Origin of the sequence: Paenibacillus zanthoxyli JH29, assembly GCF_000520715.1 — a bacterium.
GTDB classification, from domain to species: domain Bacteria; phylum Bacillota; class Bacilli; order Paenibacillales; family Paenibacillaceae; genus Paenibacillus_AQ; species Paenibacillus_AQ zanthoxyli.
In genome coordinates this window covers 1-19,779 of sequence record NZ_ASSD01000062.1, presented here as the reverse complement: position 1 = coordinate 19,779, position 19,779 = coordinate 1, and the positions used below count along the sequence as shown (strand labels likewise).

At 45.2% G+C, this 19,779-nt stretch carries 18 protein-coding genes and 1 pseudogene; 4 read left to right on the top strand and 15 right to left on the bottom strand.

The window, feature by feature from the left end:
• The 5 genes from L691_RS0102555 to L691_RS0102535 all read right to left on the bottom strand — a co-directional run.
• The coding region (locus L691_RS0102555) for an LLM class flavin-dependent oxidoreductase (RefSeq protein WP_025688587.1) at positions 1-1,053 on the bottom strand (1,053 nt) is incomplete at its 3' end.
• A 127-nt stretch (positions 1,054-1,180) separates the two neighbouring features.
• Positions 1,181-2,407: a phosphorylase family protein gene (locus L691_RS27615; RefSeq protein WP_156934134.1), complete on the bottom strand. Its 1,227-nt coding sequence runs from the start codon at positions 2,405-2,407 to the stop codon at positions 1,181-1,183.
• A 167-nt stretch (positions 2,408-2,574) separates the two neighbouring features.
• Positions 2,575-3,216 carry a GntR family transcriptional regulator gene (locus tag L691_RS0102545; RefSeq protein WP_025688583.1) on the bottom strand — a complete coding sequence of 214 codons (642 nt, stop codon included), beginning with the start codon at positions 3,214-3,216 and terminating at the stop codon, positions 2,575-2,577.
• Between the two features lie 89 nt (positions 3,217-3,305).
• A complete protein-coding gene (locus tag L691_RS0102540) occupies positions 3,306-4,211 on the bottom strand; it encodes a DMT family transporter (protein WP_025688581.1) in 906 nt (301 codons plus the stop codon).
• Between the two features lie 16 nt (positions 4,212-4,227).
• Entirely contained in the window at positions 4,228-5,406 is a 1,179-nt protein-coding gene (locus tag L691_RS0102535; protein ID WP_025688579.1) for a trans-sulfuration enzyme family protein, read from the bottom strand.
• A 360-nt stretch (positions 5,407-5,766) separates the two neighbouring features.
• Here L691_RS0102535 and L691_RS0102530 point away from each other — a divergent pair, with 360 nt between their 5' ends.
• Entirely contained in the window at positions 5,767-7,191 is a 1,425-nt protein-coding gene (locus L691_RS0102530) for an amino acid permease (RefSeq protein WP_025688577.1), read from the top strand.
• 165 nt (positions 7,192-7,356) lie between these two features.
• Here the strand turns inward: L691_RS0102530 and L691_RS0102525 are convergent, their stop codons facing one another.
• The 4 genes from L691_RS0102525 to L691_RS0102510 all read right to left on the bottom strand — a co-directional run bounded on the left by L691_RS0102525 (position 7,357) and on the right by L691_RS0102510 (position 11,550).
• Positions 7,357-7,581, bottom strand: a complete 225-nt coding sequence (locus L691_RS0102525; protein WP_025688576.1) for a hypothetical protein — start codon at positions 7,579-7,581, stop codon at positions 7,357-7,359.
• A gap of 2 nt (positions 7,582-7,583) precedes the next feature.
• On the bottom strand, positions 7,584-8,810 hold the full coding sequence (locus tag L691_RS30450) for a Ger(x)C family spore germination protein (RefSeq protein ID WP_025688575.1): 1,227 nt from the start codon (positions 8,808-8,810) through the stop codon (positions 7,584-7,586).
• Positions 8,811-8,832: 22 nt separating this feature from the next.
• Positions 8,833-10,368, bottom strand: a complete 1,536-nt coding sequence (locus tag L691_RS0102515; RefSeq protein ID WP_232229073.1) for a spore germination protein — start codon at positions 10,366-10,368, stop codon at positions 8,833-8,835.
• Between the two features lie 75 nt (positions 10,369-10,443).
• A complete protein-coding gene (locus L691_RS0102510; RefSeq protein WP_025688571.1) occupies positions 10,444-11,550 on the bottom strand; it encodes a GerAB/ArcD/ProY family transporter in 1,107 nt (368 codons plus the stop codon).
• Between the two features lie 135 nt (positions 11,551-11,685).
• On the opposite strand from L691_RS0102510, the gene L691_RS0102505 reads away from it, so the two are divergent.
• On the top strand, positions 11,686-12,789 hold the full coding sequence (locus L691_RS0102505; RefSeq protein WP_025688570.1) for a GerAB/ArcD/ProY family transporter: 1,104 nt from the start codon (positions 11,686-11,688) through the stop codon (positions 12,787-12,789).
• 91 nt (positions 12,790-12,880) lie between these two features.
• Here the strand turns inward: L691_RS0102505 and L691_RS0102500 are convergent, their stop codons facing one another.
• From L691_RS0102500 to L691_RS0102480, 5 genes are all read right to left on the bottom strand, one after another.
• Positions 12,881-13,522 (bottom strand): ATP-binding cassette domain-containing protein, encoded by a 642-nt coding sequence (locus L691_RS0102500; RefSeq protein WP_025688569.1) that lies wholly within the window; start codon positions 13,520-13,522, stop codon positions 12,881-12,883.
• 23 nt (positions 13,523-13,545) lie between these two features.
• A complete protein-coding gene (locus L691_RS0102495) occupies positions 13,546-14,400 on the bottom strand; it encodes a hypothetical protein (protein ID WP_025688567.1) in 855 nt (284 codons plus the stop codon).
• Positions 14,393-15,175: a hypothetical protein gene (locus L691_RS0102490; protein ID WP_025688565.1), complete on the bottom strand. Its 783-nt coding sequence runs from the start codon at positions 15,173-15,175 to the stop codon at positions 14,393-14,395. The genes L691_RS0102495 and L691_RS0102490 overlap by 8 nt, the downstream gene beginning before the upstream one ends.
• A gap of 19 nt (positions 15,176-15,194) precedes the next feature.
• The gene (locus tag L691_RS0102485; protein WP_025688564.1) at positions 15,195-16,352 is read right to left on the bottom strand and encodes a hypothetical protein; all 1,158 of its coding nucleotides are present in this window, start codon (positions 16,350-16,352) and stop codon (positions 15,195-15,197) included.
• Positions 16,353-16,438: 86 nt separating this feature from the next.
• Complete coding sequence (locus L691_RS0102480; protein ID WP_025688563.1) at positions 16,439-16,828, bottom strand: hypothetical protein; 390 nt, start codon at positions 16,826-16,828, stop codon at positions 16,439-16,441.
• A 379-nt stretch (positions 16,829-17,207) separates the two neighbouring features.
• Between L691_RS0102480 and L691_RS0102475 the strand changes: the two genes are divergently transcribed.
• Positions 17,208-17,957, top strand: a complete 750-nt coding sequence (locus L691_RS0102475) for a LytR/AlgR family response regulator transcription factor (RefSeq protein WP_025688561.1) — start codon at positions 17,208-17,210, stop codon at positions 17,955-17,957.
• A gap of 5 nt (positions 17,958-17,962) precedes the next feature.
• Positions 17,963-19,234: a sensor histidine kinase gene (locus tag L691_RS0102470; RefSeq protein WP_025688560.1), complete on the top strand. Its 1,272-nt coding sequence runs from the start codon at positions 17,963-17,965 to the stop codon at positions 19,232-19,234.
• Positions 19,235-19,523: 289 nt separating this feature from the next.
• On the opposite strand, the pseudogene L691_RS32440 reads toward L691_RS0102470, so the two are convergent.
• Positions 19,524-19,779, bottom strand: a pseudogene (locus tag L691_RS32440) (L-asparaginase); the annotation flags it as partial.

Sequence of the window (19,779 nt, the reverse complement as noted above, 5' to 3'; positions counted from 1 at the left end):
CGCCCCCCCCGCCGCTTCCCACCGGGAGATTTCCTCCCGAACCCGCGGCGCGACCTCCGTTCCCAGCAGCTTGATAGCCCGCATAACATCCTCATGAGGCATTGTCCCAAGCGGAGTATGCAGGAAAAAGCGGGTGATGCCTACGTTTTTTCGCAAATGAATGATCTTGCTCGCCACCGTCTCCGGATCGCCGACATACAGCGCCCCTTCAGGGCTGCGCGCGGCATCGAAGCTGGAACGGTCATAATGTCCCCATCCCCGCTCCTGCCCGATCACATTCAACGCAGCTTGGGTGGAAGGAAAAAACATGTCCTCCGCCGCCTCAGTGTCCTCCGCAATAAATCCGTGCGAGTGCGAGGCAACAGGCAGACGCGAGACGTCATGACCGGCTTTGGCCGCCGCTCTCTTATATAGCTCTACAAGCGGCGCGAACTGAAGCGGGCGGCCCCCAATAATCGCCAGCACCAGCGGCAGTCCGAGCAGCCCGGCGCGGATCACGGACTCCTGATTTCCTCCGCTGCCAATCCACACCGGCAAAGGGTTCTGTACCGGACGCGGATACACGCCTAAATTCGGAATGGCCGGACGGTGTCCGCCTTTCCAGGTGACTTGTTCCGACTCCCGGATCTTGAGCAGCAGCTCCAGCTTCTCATCGAACAGCTCATCATACTCATCCAGGTCATAACCAAACAAGGGAAATGACTCGATAAAAGAACCCCGGCCCGCCATGATCTCCGCGCGTCCGCCCGAGATGCCATCCAGCGTGGCAAAATCCTGAAACACCCGCACCGGATCATCGGACGACAGCACTGTAACGGCGCTGGTCAGCCGGATTCGCTTCGTCTGCGCCGCCGCAGCAGCCAGCACAACCGCAGGCGAGGACGCCGCAAAGTCTTTACGATGATGCTCGCCCACACCATACACATCCAGCCCCACCTGATCGGCCAGCACAATTTCTTCTACGACCTCGCGCAGCCGCTGCGCGTGACTCATTACTTCTCCGGTATGCACATCCGGCGACGTCTCGACAAATGTGCTGATGCCTATCTCCATTGGCAGTGCTCCCCTCTTATATCAAAACTGAGTATCTATATTTTGAACCTTTGCAGAGGGGATAGCAAGTGTATGTCTCACGCTTTGTTTTCCAAGGCGCCCGGTATGAACGCCCCTCTTCACGATTTTATTGCGCCGTGATCGATAAATCCACGCCTTCGGTTTTCGTCTCTAGTCCAAATGCTTTCGAGACGAGATCCAGGCTCACATAGGTTTTGCCGTTAACGACCACCGTTGGGGACTCGACCTGCTGCTTCACTCCTTGGGTATCGAGGAAGAAGCTGTCTCCCGCTTTGAAAGTCGCTGATTTCATATCATATTTGAACGTAATAGACTTTGTCTTCGGATTGAAGGTTGCGCTGGACGCCTTCGTTCCGGAGAGCACGCCCGCCAGACTGCGGATTGGAATTAAGGCTTTCCCTTTGTAAGTCAGCATGTAAACATCCTGTTTAACGCCGTTCACATAGAGGTTGAAGCCATTCACTTGGGTAATCGTGGCGAAGTTAACTTGCTTGTCGATCGCCTTAATAACTTCAACGACAAATTCGCCTGTCCAGATGCCGGCGTTTCTGCCGCTTGTAGGATTCCAGTGCTCATCATGTCTGCCTGCATCGGACATCCCTCTGATGCCTACGAAAGGAACGTGAAAGCCGTTCGCCACTTGAGCAACGGAAGCTGTCTCCATATCCTCCGCCATCATACCAAGCACTTCATTGGTCCACAGAATCCGGTCCACTTCATTATTGAATTGGTCGGCGCTGCCGATCGTCCCGGCGTACACATGCCCATGCGCATACTTGTTCTGTACCGACATCGCGGCTTCGACCAGCTCCGGCGTGCTTTTGAACGTTTTGTATTTCATCAGGTTGTCTTCATCATCCCGCACATCGGTCGTCATCATATTCCACGTTTCCGGCTTGCTGCCTTCTCCCGCTTTTCGGGTCGGGGAGATCGTGTTGATATAATTGATCAGCTCTTTACCGACGACAATGTCGTACAGATGCGTCTTCTCATCATGGCCTCCGGCTGTCCCTTGGTTAATGATCGCGCGCGGATGGAAGGTGTTAATAAGCAGCGTTGTCGATGTGGCCGCATTGACCATCCCCATCTCCGTCCGGCTTACTACGACCGGGATTCCGTCAATTTTGCCTATGTAGTAGCTGTACATGCCGACTTTTTGCGTTTTGTATTGGCCCATTGCTTTGAGCAGCGATTCGATTTCGACATCTAGCGCTCCCTGTATAGCGATTGGGGCCTTTACAGTACTCTTCGCGGCGGCAGCCGACGGATGATAGGTGAAGCTGCTAATTACTACCATACAAAATACGATTAACATTGCTGTGGCTCTTCTCACCTTTGCATTCCTCCAGTAATCCTTTGATATTAATATTTTAAATATTAATATAATCAATAACGGCTAAGGATGTAAAGGAGGAATTTTCACTACCTATCCATTCTTCATTTGCCGGCTCCCCCCCACTCCATAGTGAAGCAGAACGACTCCCGATTTGAAGCTCACCTCTATATCATATCCGTATGTTCAATTTCCCAATGCTTCCTAATCAGCTGCTCCAGCTTATGCTTATCTTTATTCTTAAAGCACTTTATGATTTCTTTATGTTCTTCATTGAGCTGCGCCGATACGGCAAACAGACGATCCGCGTCATCGCTTAAATAAACCTGTCTTACGAAGCTGTTTTGCAGCATCTCCAACATTTCGGTCAACGTAGAATTATTGCTTTTACTAATATATACATTATGGAATTTCTTTTGATATTTTTGATAGTCGGAATAGTTTTTTTCAGCAATAGAGTGGTCTATGATCTTAACAAAGTCTTCCATTTTTTCTATATCATCTTCCGTAATTAGCTCTAAAGCGAGCGTAGCCGCCAATGCATCCAGCACACTCACAATTTTGAATACATCCAGCTTCTTTTTAGTATCCAAATCTTTAACAATGAATCCCCTTCTGGGCAGATATTCAAGAAGATTATCTGAAGCAAGCTGGATCAAAGCTTCTCTGACGGGGGTGCGGCTGACTTCCAGTTTCTTACTTAATGCGACTTCATTTATTTTATGATTGGGAAGTAATGTGCCATTTTGAATTTCGGTTGCGATGTGATCATAGACATGATCTTTCAAGGATTGATATCTCTTAGTCATAGCTATCCCCCTACATACGGTTATACATTCATTATACAATATATAATATATGCAATGGTAATGCCATGGCTGTATCGGTTTCCTTCCTGTCAGCCCAAAGCCTCCGCTTGCACTTTGAGTTCTCTGCTTTTCCTTCTTTTATTGGATAGATAGACGCCCAGAAAAACGAGCAGCCCTCCAACCACCTGAGTGAACGGAATCGATTGCCCCAGAAATGCGCTGATGATGGCCGTAAACACGGTAATTAAATTTAAATAGATCCCTGCACGGCTGGCTCCCACCTTGCTGATGGCTATATTCCAGAACACAAAGGATCCTACGGACGGCAAAATACCGATATAGAGTATCCCGATTATGGCAGGCTTGCTGTGCGGAAGGTGAATCCCATAGAACAGCATAAACGGAATCAATAACAGGATGCCAAGCAATACCGACGCCGCCGTTGCCGAAATGGGCGGAATCCCTTTCATTTTTCGTCCCAAAATGGAATACAGGGTCCAATTCAGGATAACAAACAGCATAATCAGGTCCCCTTGATTATAGTCAATGCTAAAGATTTGCTGTAAGTTTCCTTTCGTTAAAATGAGCAGGACACCAAGCAGTGAGATAAACAATCCCGCAACGTTTACCAGATTCAGCTTTTCCTTCAAAAAAATCACCGAAAACAACACAATTAATGCCGGGTTTAGAGAATTAATCATCGCGGCTTCCAAGGAAGAGGTGTATTGCAGGGCCGTATACAAGAAAAAGTTATACCCTATAATACCGAACACGGCCATGAGCAGCAGGTGCCTCCACTGCTTCCACACCTTCCTCCAATCCGGACGCTCAATGAGCTGCGCAATCGGAAACAAAAGGGCAACGGCGATGATCCACCGGGTAAATGTAATTTGCAAAGGGTCCATTTCTGCAACCACATACTTGCCGAATACATAATGCCCGCCCCAAAATAAATTCGCTATGACGAGAAATAAAATAACCCAGTATTTTTTCATATTTGAAATTCCCCTCTTAGATAAGGTTTAAGACATTGTCAAATTCAGCAATCAGATCTTCAATATGTTCAAGACCGGTCGAAATCCGGATGAAGCTTTTCCCGATGCCCGCTTCTTTCAACTCTTGATCATTCAAGTTGCGATGCGAGGTGATAGCCGGTGAACAGACGGAGGTTTTGACACCCGCCAAGCTAGGCACAAATTTGATCCCCTCCAGGTTGTCAATGAAGGTGCGATAGCTGTCGGTCTCTCCCTTTAAATCAATGGTCAGCATGCCGCCAAATAACTGGTTGTTAAACAAAGAACCCGCCCGGTCGAAAAAGGGTGATGATTCCAGCCCCGGATAAAACACCTTGTTAATTTTGGAGTGGCTGTTAAAAAAAGCGGCTAATTTCAAAGCGTTGCCGGAATGCTCCTTCATTCGCAGCTCCAATGTTTTTAAGCTCCGAATAAGAATCCAGGCATCGAATGGACTCATACAGCCGCCGTAAAGCGTCCCCACCTTGTCTATGGCCCGAATGGTCTCTTGATCGGACACGACGATGCCCCCCGTTACATCTCCATGTCCACATAAATACTTGGTTGCGCTGTAGACAACAATGTCTGCTCCTAGCCCGAGCGGTTGGCATACCACAGGCGTAGCGAAAGTATTATCCACTACCAATTTGGCCCCGTACTCATGAGCGACTTCCGCCAGCTTTCGAAGGTCGTTCACGGCCATTAACGGGTTGGAGATCGTTTCTGTGTATACCAGCCGGGTATTGGGAGTGAAATACAGATCGATATCCTCATCATCAAAATTGATAAAAGTTACATCAATATTAAATTTACTCAGTTGATATTTGAGAAACTCATAGGTCTCGCCATACAAGGCTTGAGAGGCCAGGACATGGTCGCCGGCTTTAAGATGGGTGATTAGAGTTGAAGTAATGGCGGCCATTCCCGAAGAAAACACGAGCGCGTCTTCTCCGCCGTCAATGGTACGCATGACCTCCTTTAGCGCTTCATGAACGGGATTCGTCATTCGGGAATAAATAAAGCCCTCCGCTTCGCCGTCGTAAACTCGATTTAGACTATCCACATCCTCAAAAGCGAATACCGAACTCAAGGTGAGCGGAATCGTCTCCGGAACGGATAATGACATGGGGTTGTGATTTCCTAATCGGGTCAACATCGTATTAAAGTTCTGGTTCATATAAGTCGCCTCCGAGTATCTATTCATTCGAATTGTATATTGTATATTGTATTTTTTAAATCCTACCATCATAACAAACGATTTGTAAACCTCTTTTCAAAAGGATACAGAATGAACTTATATGTCATAAAAGATAACGTTTCGCTAGTGAAGCTCAGTAAAATATCTGGTATAACACCTTTTTTCAGCGAAATATAAGTACTCTAACAGGTTGCCCAGTACGTCACAAAGGATTTTTTGTTAGATTTTCTGACAAACTTATTGTGCAATTATAAGAGAGGTGCTATATTTTTAAAAATACAATATACAATATTAAATGTATTGTATTTTATTAGTGCAGCTAAAAAAGGAGGCAATTGAATGTTAGAGACGAAGGATATAGCGGGCAACCAATTGAAGCGGACCATGAAAAGCAGGCATTTGTTTATGATTTCACTTGGGGGTGTGATTGGAACAGGGCTTTTTCTAAGCTCGGGCTATACCATCAATCAAGCCGGACCGGTAGGAACGCTGCTTGCTTACCTAATCGGTTCTGTTATCGTCTACCTGGTCATGCTTTGCTTGGGTGAACTAGTAGTTAAGATGCCGGTGACCGGCTCCTTTCATACCTACGCCACGAAGTTTATTGGTCCCGGGACGGGGTTTACGATGGCATGGCTCTATTGGTTAACGTGGACCGTGGCGCTCGGCTCTGAATTTACGGCAGCCGGCTTAATCATGGAAGGCTGGTTTCCATCCATCTCGGTGTGGGAATGGAGCGCATTCTTCGTTGTATTGCTTTTTGCCCTTAATGCTTTTTCCGTCCGATTGTTTGCGGAAACCGAGTTTTGGTTCTCCAGTATCAAAGTCATCGCGATTCTCTTGTTTATCGTTATCGGGGGATTGGCCGTATTCGGGATCATTCCGATGTCTGGAACCAGCGAAGCTCCCTTGTTCACCAATTTTGTCAAAGACGGTCTCTTTCCGAACGGATTTGGTGCAGTGTTCTTGACAATGCTCGCGGTAAACTTTGCATTTTCAGGCACAGAACTAATTGGAGTGGCGTCCGGCGAAACGGCCGACCCTGAAAAAGTAATCCCCAAAACCATCCATACCACCCTTATACGGCTAATTATCTTTTTCATTGGCAGTATTACGGTGATCTCGGCCCTAATTCCCTGGAAGGAAGCCGGAGTCGATCAAAGTCCCTTCGTTCTGGTTTTTAATAGCATAGGAATCCCTTATGCCGGAACGATTATGAATTTTGTTGTCTTAACGGCTATTCTCTCCTGCGCAAATTCCGGATTATATGCCGCCACCCGTATGCTCTGGTCGTTGTCCAATGAAAAAATGATTTCGGGCGTCTTCGGGAAGGTAAACAAAAAAGGCGTCCCTATGCCCGCTCTGATTCTTACGACTTTAGGCGGTGTGCTGTCTCTGATCTCCAGTGTGATCCCCGCTCAACAAGTTTATATTATCCTGGTTTCCATTTCGGGTTTGGCCGTCGTTATTGTATGGATGGGCATCGCCGCTTCCCAATTTATGTTCCGCCGGGCTTACCTCAAAGCGGGAAATGATGTGAACGATTTAAAATTCAAAACGCCGCTGTATCCGGTCGTCCCTATTGCCGCATTCATTCTATGCTTCCTGTCCTGTGTATTGATCGTGTTCGATCCGGCGCAAAGAGCGGCATTATTCTACACTATACCCTTTGTTGCCTTATGCTATATTTGCTATTACGCCAAACAAAGCCTTCAGAAAAAGAAAACCGGCAGCCAGGAAGAAGTTAAAGAAGTTCGAGCGTAACAGGATCGGCTGCCTGCGGCAATAAGACGCTATCCCCTTCTCGTCTGGCATAGCGGGCCTGATGCCACGCCTAAAGAACCTTCAATCCCTTATTTTTAACAGGGGTTGAAGGTTCTTGTTGTCAAGACCATTTCAGCCAGGATTCACTAGCCGCCCACACTCTAGTCACTCCGTTTTCAACAATGAACCGAGTGGTTCCAGAACCGATTCCACGGCTTTAGTTGGATTGGGCAGATGGACATCAAACGAAACTAAAATGCTTAACGTTAAGCCCGTTAGGATAAGCACGGAATAAACGACCACATCTTTTTTCTGTCTCTTTTTAATCAATAGGGGAAAGTCCACGCCGGCCAGCAGGATAAACAGGAGTATAATCGCCATGATCTTCATCCTTATTTATGCTCCTCTTCCACCATAATCATTGATTTGTTCGTCAGACCTGTGCGAACCACTTTGGCATGAGGATGAATGTCCACTTCCACCCTGGAGAATTCATCATCCCATCTGTCTTTATACTTCCGGTTCCACGCTTTCGGGTAGGTCCGATATACGGCGGTGCCTAACCCGAATATATCCGAATTGAACGTTTTTTGTGCCTTGTAGAGCGTTGATTCTATTCTTTCTTTAGTCGCTTGTTCCATTTCTTGTTCGACATATTGAATGACCTTCGGATTGCCAATATCCAGCTTGGAGCTATTCTCAAACAGAATATTTTCCGTACGGGTTTCCACATTGATTTTGAGCTTGTTATTCCTGAGAACCGGTTTAATTTTCGTCGTTGCATTAAATAAAATCGCGCTGATCTTCCCTCCCCCTTTATCCTCTGGAATATCCACCGTCACAATACCGGTCTTCAATTCATTGCGCAGCCACAGCACCCCTCGTGTCTCCGCATCATCCAGCCAACCGACCAGTTTGTCTTTGCGGAACACAGCTGACCCGGAAATAGCGGCGTTCATCTCTTGTTCGGAAGAGTTCTCTCCGCCGTCAACCTCCGCGCGTTGTAGCATCACCTGGGCCGTAACCGGCTCGACCCCGTCTGTAAGCAGCATATGAATAAAGTCTTTTAAGTAGATCTGGAGTCCGATATGACGCTTCTCCTCTTCCCTGATCTCCTCGGCGGAAATCTTTTCCCATTTGGCATTGAGACTCAAAATATTCGCCGCTTCTCCTTCACTAACTAGAATAAAACTGCGCAGCCGTGATTCCCGGTAACGGGTAAAAAAATCAAGTACGGGCGCAACCCCCTCCCGGGCCTGCTTCTCCCCGATCACAATAATCCGGCTGTGGGAGAAAAACAATCTGCGGGGGAGCTTTTTTTGCAGCTTACGCATAGCGTCCATTATCGTCTCTCCCTTTTCCGATACGATAACGGTTGGTTTATTTCCACCGCCGCCAGCCCCACCTCCCCCGCCGCCCCCGCTTTTTCCGGAGCCTCCATCCGGTCCGAGCATCTTTGGAACGGCAATCTGCAGCGTTAACAGATACTTCCCGTCGTCCCTCTTGTCAATAGCGGCCGCAGTCACAATCGACAGATCATTTAATTCAACCCGGCTCCAGCAGCCGGTTACCGGCAGCATCGCGATGATTAACAGCAGAATCCCTAATTTTCTCATCATCACCCTCCTTCCATAAACAGGGCTAACCGCCGCGCTTGGGGGGACGTGGCTGTATTGTTCCTTTTATGCGCCGAGTATTGTTCTTGCTGACCTCAGTCGAACGTTTGATCATACCCCACCAAGGCACACGCACAAGAACATCTTTCAAATCACTTATATGCAGAGGAGCTATCGGCGATAAATAAGGAACCCCGAACGAACGAAGGCGCGTCATATGGATTAGAATGAACAGCACCCCGAGCAGCACACCATACAGCCCGAGCGATCCGGCCAGAAACATCATTGGAAACCGAAGCAGCCGAATGGTAATGGCCTGGGAATAGCTCGGAATAATGAAAGACGCAATACCCGTAATGGAAACGATAATGACCATTGGCGCGGACACGATTCCGGCGCTTACGGAAGCCTCGCCAATAACGAGCGCCCCGACGATGCTGACCGCTTGTCCGACCGGACGCGGCAGGCGCACCCCTGCTTCCCGAAGTGCCTCGAATGAGATTTCCATCAGCAGCGCTTCGACAAGAGCCGGAAACGGAACCGCCTCCCGGGAAGCGGCAGCGCTGAGCAGCAGGGACGTTGGCAGCATCTCCTGATGGAACGTCAGCAGAGCGATGTAGAGAGAGGGCAATAGCAGTGCAATGATCAGAAATAGATAGCGGAGCAGCCGGATTAACGTCGAGATTACATATCTTTGGTAATAATCTTCGCTGGCCTGCATCATTTCAAAGAAAGTGACCGGCACGATCAGCGCAAAGGGGGTATTGTCAACGAGTATTGCGACCTTGCCTTCCAGCAGATTTGCCACGATCTTGTCGGGCCGCTCTGTGTAATTAACCTGGGGAAAGATAGAGAACGAGTTGTCCTCAATCAACTCCTCCACATAGCCGCTCTCCAAAATGGCGTCGATATCGATCCGGTTCACTCGTTTCCTGACTTCCTCGACGATAGCATCGTCCGCGATCCCTTCCAGGTACGCAATCGCGACATCGGTCTTTGATAATTGCCCCAACTGCAATCCTTCTATCTTCAACTTCGGAGTTCTCAACCTACGGCGAATGAGGGTTATGTTAGTCAGCAGATGTTCCGTAAATCCTTCCCTTGAACCGCGAATGACCGCTTCTGTAGCCGGCTCCTCAACCGCCCGCTTCCCCCAGCCCTTCGCGCTGATGAACAGGGCTTTGTTCACACCATCAATAAGCAGCACCGTATCTCCGCTCAGAACATGGTCAACGACCTCCTGAATCCGCTCGCCAGAGCTGACTTGCGCTGCGGTAATGACCTGATTCTGGAGCAGGCTCTCAAGTCCGTTCGGTGAAAGCCTGGACTTCTGCAGCATGGTTTCACCATACTCGAGCAGAGGCCGCATGATATCCGAATCTATAATGATGGTGTTAACCATTCCGTCCAGGAAAATAAGCATTGCAGTTTGAACATCGCCTAACTGAAATTCCCGGAATACGATATCGATTGACCGGTCAAATATCGCTTTAAGCAATTGTATGTCCTGTGTTATTTTCCCGCTTATCATCTCGTTATTTGGCGGTGTCCCGTGCTCCATTTCTATTTCACCCTTTCTACGGAAGCCTCTACCCATATGCTCTCCAAAATCCTGATTTTACATCATCCATTTCGCTTATCCCTTCTGCTTCCTGCCACCCAGACGCCTGATCTTGGCAATAATCAGCATCAGCAGAGGAAATAGGATGACGAAAGGAAAGGAGAAGAACGGCCAGATGGTGGATGCGAATACAGCATCGTCCATGATCGTTCCATAAGCAACGATGGAGAAAATAAAGAGCAGAATACCCACAGGAATGACGATGGAGCGGTAATCCGAAAGCCTGCACCACTGAGCTAACCCGACTACGGTGCAGTAATAGCAGATGGCTATCTTCATAAAGCCTGACGTTATCCATATCAGCACGCCAAGTATATCCATGTCCGTTAAGAAACCCAACTTTTCGATGTACTTGATAATTTCGTGAGTGGGATAATTTAGTCTGGCAGCGATCGCCGGACCCAACACGAGAATAGAGATCAGCACGGCTATCGTCAGGAGCATGCCGCCAAATACAACAGCTACGATATAGTACCTCTTCACTTTCTGAATATTGCTGATATTGGGCAGCAGCATCGCAAACAGAATGGTCTCGCCAAATGGAAGCGAAGCCACCGAGATCGAGCCTTTCATAACAGGAACGATTCCTTGTCCCATAAACGGAGTCAGATTGTCCCATTTGAATTCCGTTACAAGCAAAAAGATAGTGAGCATGACGATTAGTTCACGAAAAGGCAAAATCAATTGATTGACCCGCCCAAGCGTTTCAATCCCTCCCCAAACCGCATAAGCGATTACGAAGAGCAGCGGTCCGCTTACGACAATTGGCGGTGTACGCGGCAGTGCGGTTGTCGTCACATAATCGCGAAAACCCCCGATCACAAGCGACCCCAAATAAAACGTGTACAGCACGTACAGAAGACCGACTATTTTCCCAAACCATTTTCCTAAAATGATTTCGCTGTACTGGATGATGCTCTGCTTCGGAAATAAAAGCCCCAAATTGGTAAATAGAAGAACAACCACTATTCCAACCAAGGCGGCAAAAATGATAGTAAGCCAACCGTCCTGTTTGGCAAAAGAAGTGGCACTAGCCGGAACGATTACAGCGACGCCTCCCTCTAGGAACGTAAACATCAAAGCCCCAGCCTGCCCAGCACTAATCTTTCCACGGTCAAGCATGATTGTCCCTCCAATATCCAAAGCATACTTAGAATATTTTCCTAATAGCGGTTTAAATAACCGCTTCATGAAATGTTTATTTTTACCTCAACTGCAAATACTGGGTTTATTATTTTCCGCGGGGAGGGACATTACATGGCACAGGAGAAGATTAGCAGGTGGCAGCTCATTTCCATCATCTTTTTGTTTGAAATCGGGACTACGGTGCTCTTCGGGTTACGTATGCAGGCCAAGCAGGATGAATGGCTGGCGATCTTGGCTGCGATGCTCGGCGGACTTGGGTTAATGTGGGTCTACACCAAGCTAAGCGAATATTATCCAAACCGAACGCTTGTCCAGATGATTCCCGAGATTGTTGGAAAATGGATCGGATATCCGCTGTCACTTATTTATATACTGAATTTTGCCTATGAGTCTTCACGGGTATTACGAGACTTTGGGGAACTCATCGTGCAGACGATCTTAACGGATACGCCGATCCTAGTGGTTATGGCAGGGTTCATCCTCAGTGTCGTCTACTGCTTGCGCGGCGGGCTGGAAGCACTCGCGCGTTTGGGGGAAATCTTGTTTCCAGTTGCCTTTCTTTCCCTTATCCTGGGGTGGATTCTTATCTTTGCTTCCCAAATCCATCATTTTGAATATGTACAACCCGTGTTCTCGAAAGGGTTAAGACCGGTATTGAGCGCGGTATTCCCCTTCCTTATCGTATTTCCGTTCGGCCAAACGCTGCTGTTCATGATGTTTACCCTCAATTCGAATGACCGCAGCAGCATCAAAAAAGCGGGGATGATTGCGGTTCTTGCCTCTGGCATCATACTATCCTTAAATATGCTGGGACTCATTGCCGTATTGGGTCCTAAGGTTCTTGAAGAAACGGAATTTCCTCTGTATACCGCTATAGGCATGGTAAGTCTGGGGGATTTTATTATGAATCTGGATGCGCTTGCGATTCTGTTGATGGTACTGGGGGGGTTTTTTAAACTAGGGGCGTTTATGTATGGTACCGTGCTCGGAACTGCGCAGCTGTTCAAATTGGAATCCTATCATTCCATTCTTATTCCATGGGGCATGATTATTCTGGCGATGTCCCTTATCATTGCGTCTAATTACACACAGCATATCAATCTTGGCTGGAGCATATCCATACCTTATATCTTTTTCCCGCTCTATATCGTGGTTCCCATTATCTTGTTGATCGTTGCTGCTGTTCGTAAACATAGCGGTGCAAGAGGACGTTGATAAAGTGCGGAAATCACCGCTCTCCAAGCGGCTCGCGGGGCCTGCGTTTAGCAGAAGCCCATCCTGGACAAGGGACAGGCTTCTTTTATATTCAACGAATCACTTTAAGTTTCCCTTGATCCATTTCGCATACCGTATCGCAAAGTACATCGATATCCTCTGAGCTATGACTGGCCAGAAGAATGGTTATTCCTTCATTGCGCAACTGCAGCAACAGTTCACGAATTTCCGTAACACCATGTTTATCAATGCCGTTCATTGGTTCATCCAGCAATAGGATAGAGGGACGTTCCATGATAGCCTGTGCAATACCCAGCCTTTGCCTCATCCCTAGAGAATATTTGCTTACCCATTTTTTGCTATCGGGATCTAGTCCGACACGTTCTATGGCTGCCTTAACCTCATCTTTTGAAATAAGTTTATTAATATCCGCCAAAAACTTTAAATTTTTATAACCGTTATAATGGGGCAAAAAGCCCGGAGATTCTATAATGATCCCTACTTTTTCAGGAATATCAATATCCTTGCCAATATATTTTCCATTTACAATAATTTCTCCGGATGTTACTGAAGTAAATCCGCAAATACATTTTAGAAGCATCGTTTTACCAGAACCGTTTCGACCCACCAAACCATGTATCTTATTTTTCTCAAAATTAACCGATACATGATTTAAAACGGAGTTGTTCTTATAGACCTTACAAACATCATTTATGCGAATGGCCAACTCCATAATTTATCCCATCCTTCTTCCAATCAAATTTGCGGAGAAATCTCAATCTCGCGTTTATGTACGGATAAAACCGCAATAATACTCAATACAATAATGGCTGCCATAAAGAAAATACAAGCATATAAAAAGGTTGGCCTCAGTGACATGCCGCTCGGATCAAGGACAGCCAAACGCGCCATGGATACCGGTGAAAAATGATAGGCATAATCAGTGAAGTTATTATAAACGGCTACATCCAACAAGATAATGGCCGATGCCAGGATAGCCCCGATTGCCCGATTGAGATAGATATTAGTTATAAATATGGTAAGACCTAATAGGGTTCCGGCACACCAGTCCAGCAGGAGACTTAGACTAAAAGCTTGAACAGGCGTATACATTGTCTGTATTTTATAGCTAATAGGCAAGTGGACATTAAAGTCTTGGCCAACACTGGTCTGAGCGAGAGTACCTAATAATTTTCCCCAGTCTGTACTTAAAAATAGATTTGGAGTAAGCATCAGTATGCTGATAACGGCCAAGAATAAAAAATAGATAGCCGTAGCCAGCATGATGTATAGGATCTGACCCAGCGCCCAATGGGTGCGTCCGCTTCTTATCAGAAGATAAGGCTGTCCTTCATTTACAAAGGGCGCATCACAAAAGAGAAATACAATTCCCAACATCATGAATCTTTGTGTATATGAGAAGTTGGATATAAACGGAAACACCCATGGAGCAACCCTATACCCTATACCCTTTGAAAAAAATAATATTGGACCTAAATACGTCCACATAAGGATTAGTAATAATGCAATAAGAATATAAATACGGGGATTTGTAAACCACCTGCGTATATTGTTTCCTGATATAGAAAAGTAATTAGGTATACTATTCATTGGATAACCTCTTCTTAACCGTTTTAACAAAAAAGAATCCAACTACAGCTAGAAGTGCCACGATCAATAGCGTAGCATAAATCAAGCTTGCGGAAGTGCTGCCAATTCTAAAATCTCCATTGGTTACTTTATTCAATTGCAGATAGGGTGGAAATTGATATGTAATTAAACTAAGCACGTACAAACCGATAAAGGGTGTAAATAATGCTACAAATTTATTCGAAATATACGCGGATGCACAAAGGCCCACAACAGACCAGAAAGCTCCTGACAAGAAAGCCAAGTAAATGTAAATGGCAAAGTACGCAATATAATGGTCATTTTGTAAAAGCTCCCCTCCCAGGGTTCGAGTTGCAAACGCCTCAAAGTTCCCTGCTTCAGCAGATACCAGGGGAATCCGCAGCGTAAATGGAAGAATAAATAATAAAATCCCCAAAGCTATAGAAGCTCCGGAAGACAACGCACAGGATATGATTTTGCTCCAAGCATACCTGTATGTACCGCTTCGAATGACAACCGGCATAATATATTTACTATTCCAGTCACTGCAAAAACTTGTGGTATACGGTAAAACGCAAAGTAATATTTGTATTGTGTTAATACCACTGGCTCCGGCAGAATATTTAAATAACAATAATACATCGGGTGCATGAAGCATTTCCGTTCTGGCACCTGAATAATAAACGATCCAGATGCCGGCTGCCGCAATAAGAAAACCAATAGAACCAAAGGCCCGTTTTAAATCCGTTGAAAGCATTTGGAATGTTTGCTTCATAAGATACTACCCCTATCAATCAGAGAATTTCCTCACCTGTGACGGCGTTGATATTTACCACGATGGATCCGGTATTGACTTTGCCGCCTTTCGTATACTTTTGTTCAATATTAAAACACCAGGCCGGAATCATTTCCAATTTTTTGTTAAGCAGGACTCCTGTTTTGGGGTCTACATTGGAGCTTGTGATTTGAGGCACATACATTATGGAAATGTTACGGACTGTCAGTTCATCCTTAAGGATGATAGTGTCGAATTTTTTCTTTAAAGAATCCAACGCTTGTTCCAATGAAATCAAGAAAGAGGGATTTGCTTTGGCATTCAGCTCTTTATAAATGGATCCCTCAATATCAAAGGACTCGATCCCATTTTTGGAGACAATCACTCTTACTTCACTACCTGGGACCTCGACCTCCGAACTCTGCAGAGTATATCCGGTTGGAGTACATGGAATACCATGAATATCTATTCTAAAAACCATATAATAGGCTTCATCCTCTTTATTCCATTTCTCTTTGAGTTTTATTTTACCCAGATCAACAAAATATTTGAAATCTTGATCCTGGATTAATGTATCCTGTTCTCTCTGGAGAGTGGCGTAATCCAATGTATATACCTTTGGAGGCAGATGAGGCGTGATATGAAGTTGGTTGAAGATGCCGGCAACCTGTTCTGTAGCTTTTGAAATCGTCATAAAATCCAGTTCTTTTGATTCAAATGCAGTATCAATTCCGCCATTCATGTTATCTATTATCGAGTTAATGTAATCACCGGCAGGTGTAATTAAATTAAAGGAACCTGAATCTTTAAAAACTTTAAGCGTCTTGCCGTTTAAGGTATAGTCGGTTTCCCCATCATTATTTTTCACCTGTGCATCTTTCGATCCTAAAAATACATCAAGCAAATGATTCTCATCAAACCCATTCTCCGCAACCTGCAAGATCGGTATATCCTTCACATCCGGTATTTCCATGCTTGCATCTGCCTTGAGATTGTCTGCCAATGCTGCCTTATAAATTTTGGTTGTACTGCTGATATTACCCGTGCTGGATGGTGTGGGGGCACCGCTGCTATTCTCCGCACTGTTACGATTAGATTCCACCTTTTCGGTTGTCGAACATGCTGAACATACAAGCATAAGTACAGCTATCATCACCCAAAATCTTCCCTTAAACATTTTATTCCACTTCCTCTTTAATGAGAGTCTAACACAAGGAAAGTCAAGCTGGTGACGAGTACACCAGCTTGACTTCGGCTCCTTTTTTACGGAGTCCATCTACCGCTTACGCTAACACTGTAAGGAGCAGTTGAATCCTGTTGAGCATTCAGACGATACGAACCGCCTGCTGAAACGGATTGCAGATAATTCAAAGTAATCGTTCCATACGTATCAATCCATTTTGCTTCGGTGTATACGGTATTAGCCGAATTCCTTACTTTATACCAAAGTTTGTCAGAGCCTGCAAGAAGATTTCCACTTGAGGTGGTGACATATGCTTTTGCTTCACTATCCGCTTTTGAATAATAACCAGTGTAATCAAGTTGACCTGGGCTCAGTGAGAATGAGAAACTCTGAGTACTAGCAAAAGCGGCACCCGACAACAACGTAGACACCATCAAAAATCCGATAAATACCTTGGAGCCTTTTTTCACTATGAATCCTCCTTACAGAATTTGGTTGTATGTCCATTCTATCCATTCAGTCACTCGTATGAAAATGGCATAGAAGAAACAACTTAATTAGTGTCAGTAAGTATGTAATTCTATTCACAATGTTTTCTATCACTATCATATCCCCTGTAGTTACTATATCCCAAAATCTAGAATAATGGAATATTTTTCATGTAAATTGTATAAAAAACCATGTGAACTGCATTTTATCGTGGGTTCATGTAAGAGATCAACGGATTCCCAGCTATTGCTGCTCTTCGATAGTACAAGATTTGTTATTTATGTCATATTATCAGTTTCGCCGGATAGGTAAAATAATCTATATTTAATATAATTTTGTATTTCGAGAGGAGAGGGAGCCATGTTCCATGTCGGGGTCTGTGATGATGAAGTAGAGATGCATGCGCAGCTGCAGCATTTCTTTACACAGTTTTCCGCACAAACACCTTATACATTTAATATCCGTTGCTTTTCATCAGGGGAGAAGCTGCTTCAATATTACAAAGATAAGGGCCCTTATGCTTTTCATGTCCTCTTTCTGGATGTGGAGATGAGTGGAATGAACGGAATTGAAACCGCTAGGAGTATTCGTTCCCTTCCTGATCGTGACGTACATATCATATTTCTGACAAGTTATCCGGAGTATTTGATGGACAGCTTTGATGTTCAGACCTTTCAATACCTAATCAAACCCATTTCCTATGAGTTGTTTTCTACAAAGATGGTAAAAGTTTGCGACTATATCCTTTCCTCTGTTACTCGCTTTCTCTGTGTTAAAACTAAAAAAGAGCAGATCATTCTAAGAAGCTCTGATATCATTGCCATTCTCAAAATAAAGCATTCGCTTGTTCAAAACAAACTGAAGGTCATCACTTCACAGCAGCAGTACACAATAACAGGCACACTGACGGAGTTCTTAAACTCGCTGGGTGATTTATTTTTGTTGATTCACCGTTCCGTCATCATTAATCTGGAGCATATCCGCAAGTTCACCTCTGTTTCTGTAGTGATGTCCAATCAAGACCAATTTCCGCTTGGGCGCTCACGGGCAAAAAGTATCAAAGATGCTTATGCCCTTTATATGGCTGCACATTTCAAGGAACGAGGATGACCGCCATGTACTACGGATTGTTTATCGGAACAACCTTGTTACAACTGGCTTTGTTAAATCGTTACTTTTCCGTTCTGTTCAACGCACCAAATGTGAGCAAAAAGACCATTTTTGCCAGCTACTTACTGGTAGGAGGGATTCAATTCGCATCATCCGCCTTTTTGTATCCCGTAATTGTTACTAGCATCTTATTTATCGGCAGCGCCTACCTTATTGCGCGTCTATACCCGGTCCGATTGGAATTCCGGTTGATCTTTTCCACTCTATTTCTGACCCTGGGGCTCATTGCGGAGTCTCTTTCTTGCTTCTTGATCCGGAGGTTCGGTTTGGTACCGGAAGCAGACCATCTATCAGAGCTTGGGACTCGTGTGCTCATCTTGCTTCTGTCTAATTTCATTATGCTTTTCTTCAGCCAGATCATCAGGTTTATCAAACGGGGCCATGATTACAAAATCCACAATGGGCATTATTTCGTTATAATCTTGATTATTTTGATTAGCTTATTTATTTTGAATACATTGTTATTTTACATGGAGAAAAATCTCTATTATATCTTATCTGTCATCGGTATATTGTTTATCAATCTTCTTACCATTTTCCTATTTGACAGAATGATCGAAAGATTCAGACTCGCAGATGAGAATCATCAATTACAGAAGCAGATGGTTGAACAGAATAACACTTACGAAGAGACATTGCAGTCTTTCAAAAATATTAAGCGAATCATTCATGATACAAACAAACAATTGGTATATATTCGGACTTGTATCCGGGAAAATGAATACGAAGAGGCGATTCGACATATCAACCAAACTTTGGATAAAGTCAATACTTCTTATCAAAGAGTAACTACGGGGAGTTTGGTCATCAATGCTCTTGTCAGCAATGCCCTAAATTGTGCTAACGATAACCACATTACGATGAAGCACGATATTCATGTTGCAGACGCGGATATCAGGGTTGACCGCTATGATTTATGCATCGTTATCGGCAATATACTGGATAATGCCATTGAAGCTGCTCAACTCGTCCCTGAAATTGAAAATAAATCCATCCACTTGAAAATATCTTCTAACAACCATATTCTATCTATTCACGTTGTCAATTCACGCCCTGTGTCTCCGAATCAGGAGCGAACCCTAAAAGAAAACCCTGCTTTCCATGGAATTGGCCTATCGAATATTCAAAAAGTTGCCGAAAAATATGGCGGGTATATGAGAACGGAAACCAAAGATAAGCAATTTGAAACCACCGTTCTGCTTCCATTTCAGGAGTAGAACTGAAGTTAGACTGCCCACTTCTTCTTCATCTTCGCTATCTTAAGTCCCTCCACTCCAAGTGTTCTCTCTAACGGATAAACCAAATATACGTCTGCAATATTGAAGTTTTCTTAAATAAATAGAGGACATCCCATTAGGACATCCTCTGTTTCTTTGAGTGATCTTAGCAGTATGAACAAGTCTTTGATGGAACCGTTGGCTGCACCTGCACATAAAAAAGGACGGGGCCACCCGTCATCATCTTCGATAACTGTTGGAATAGCCCCGTCTGCTTAGAGATTCAAAATTAGTATTCGTCAAAGAAGGATTGGATCACTGCCGGATTCTTGGATTTCGTCAGAGCAAGCATCAATAGAATACGGGCTTTCTGCGGATTCAAGGAATCGGAGGAGACAAAGCCCGACTTATCATCATTGGCGGAATGAGTAACGACGCCGCTGCCCGTACGTGTAGAACGGACAACCACAACTCCCTTGCTCACTGCCCTCGCCGCGCCCTTTTCCGAGGCCGTGGACAGCGAGCCGTTGCCGCTGCCGGCTACG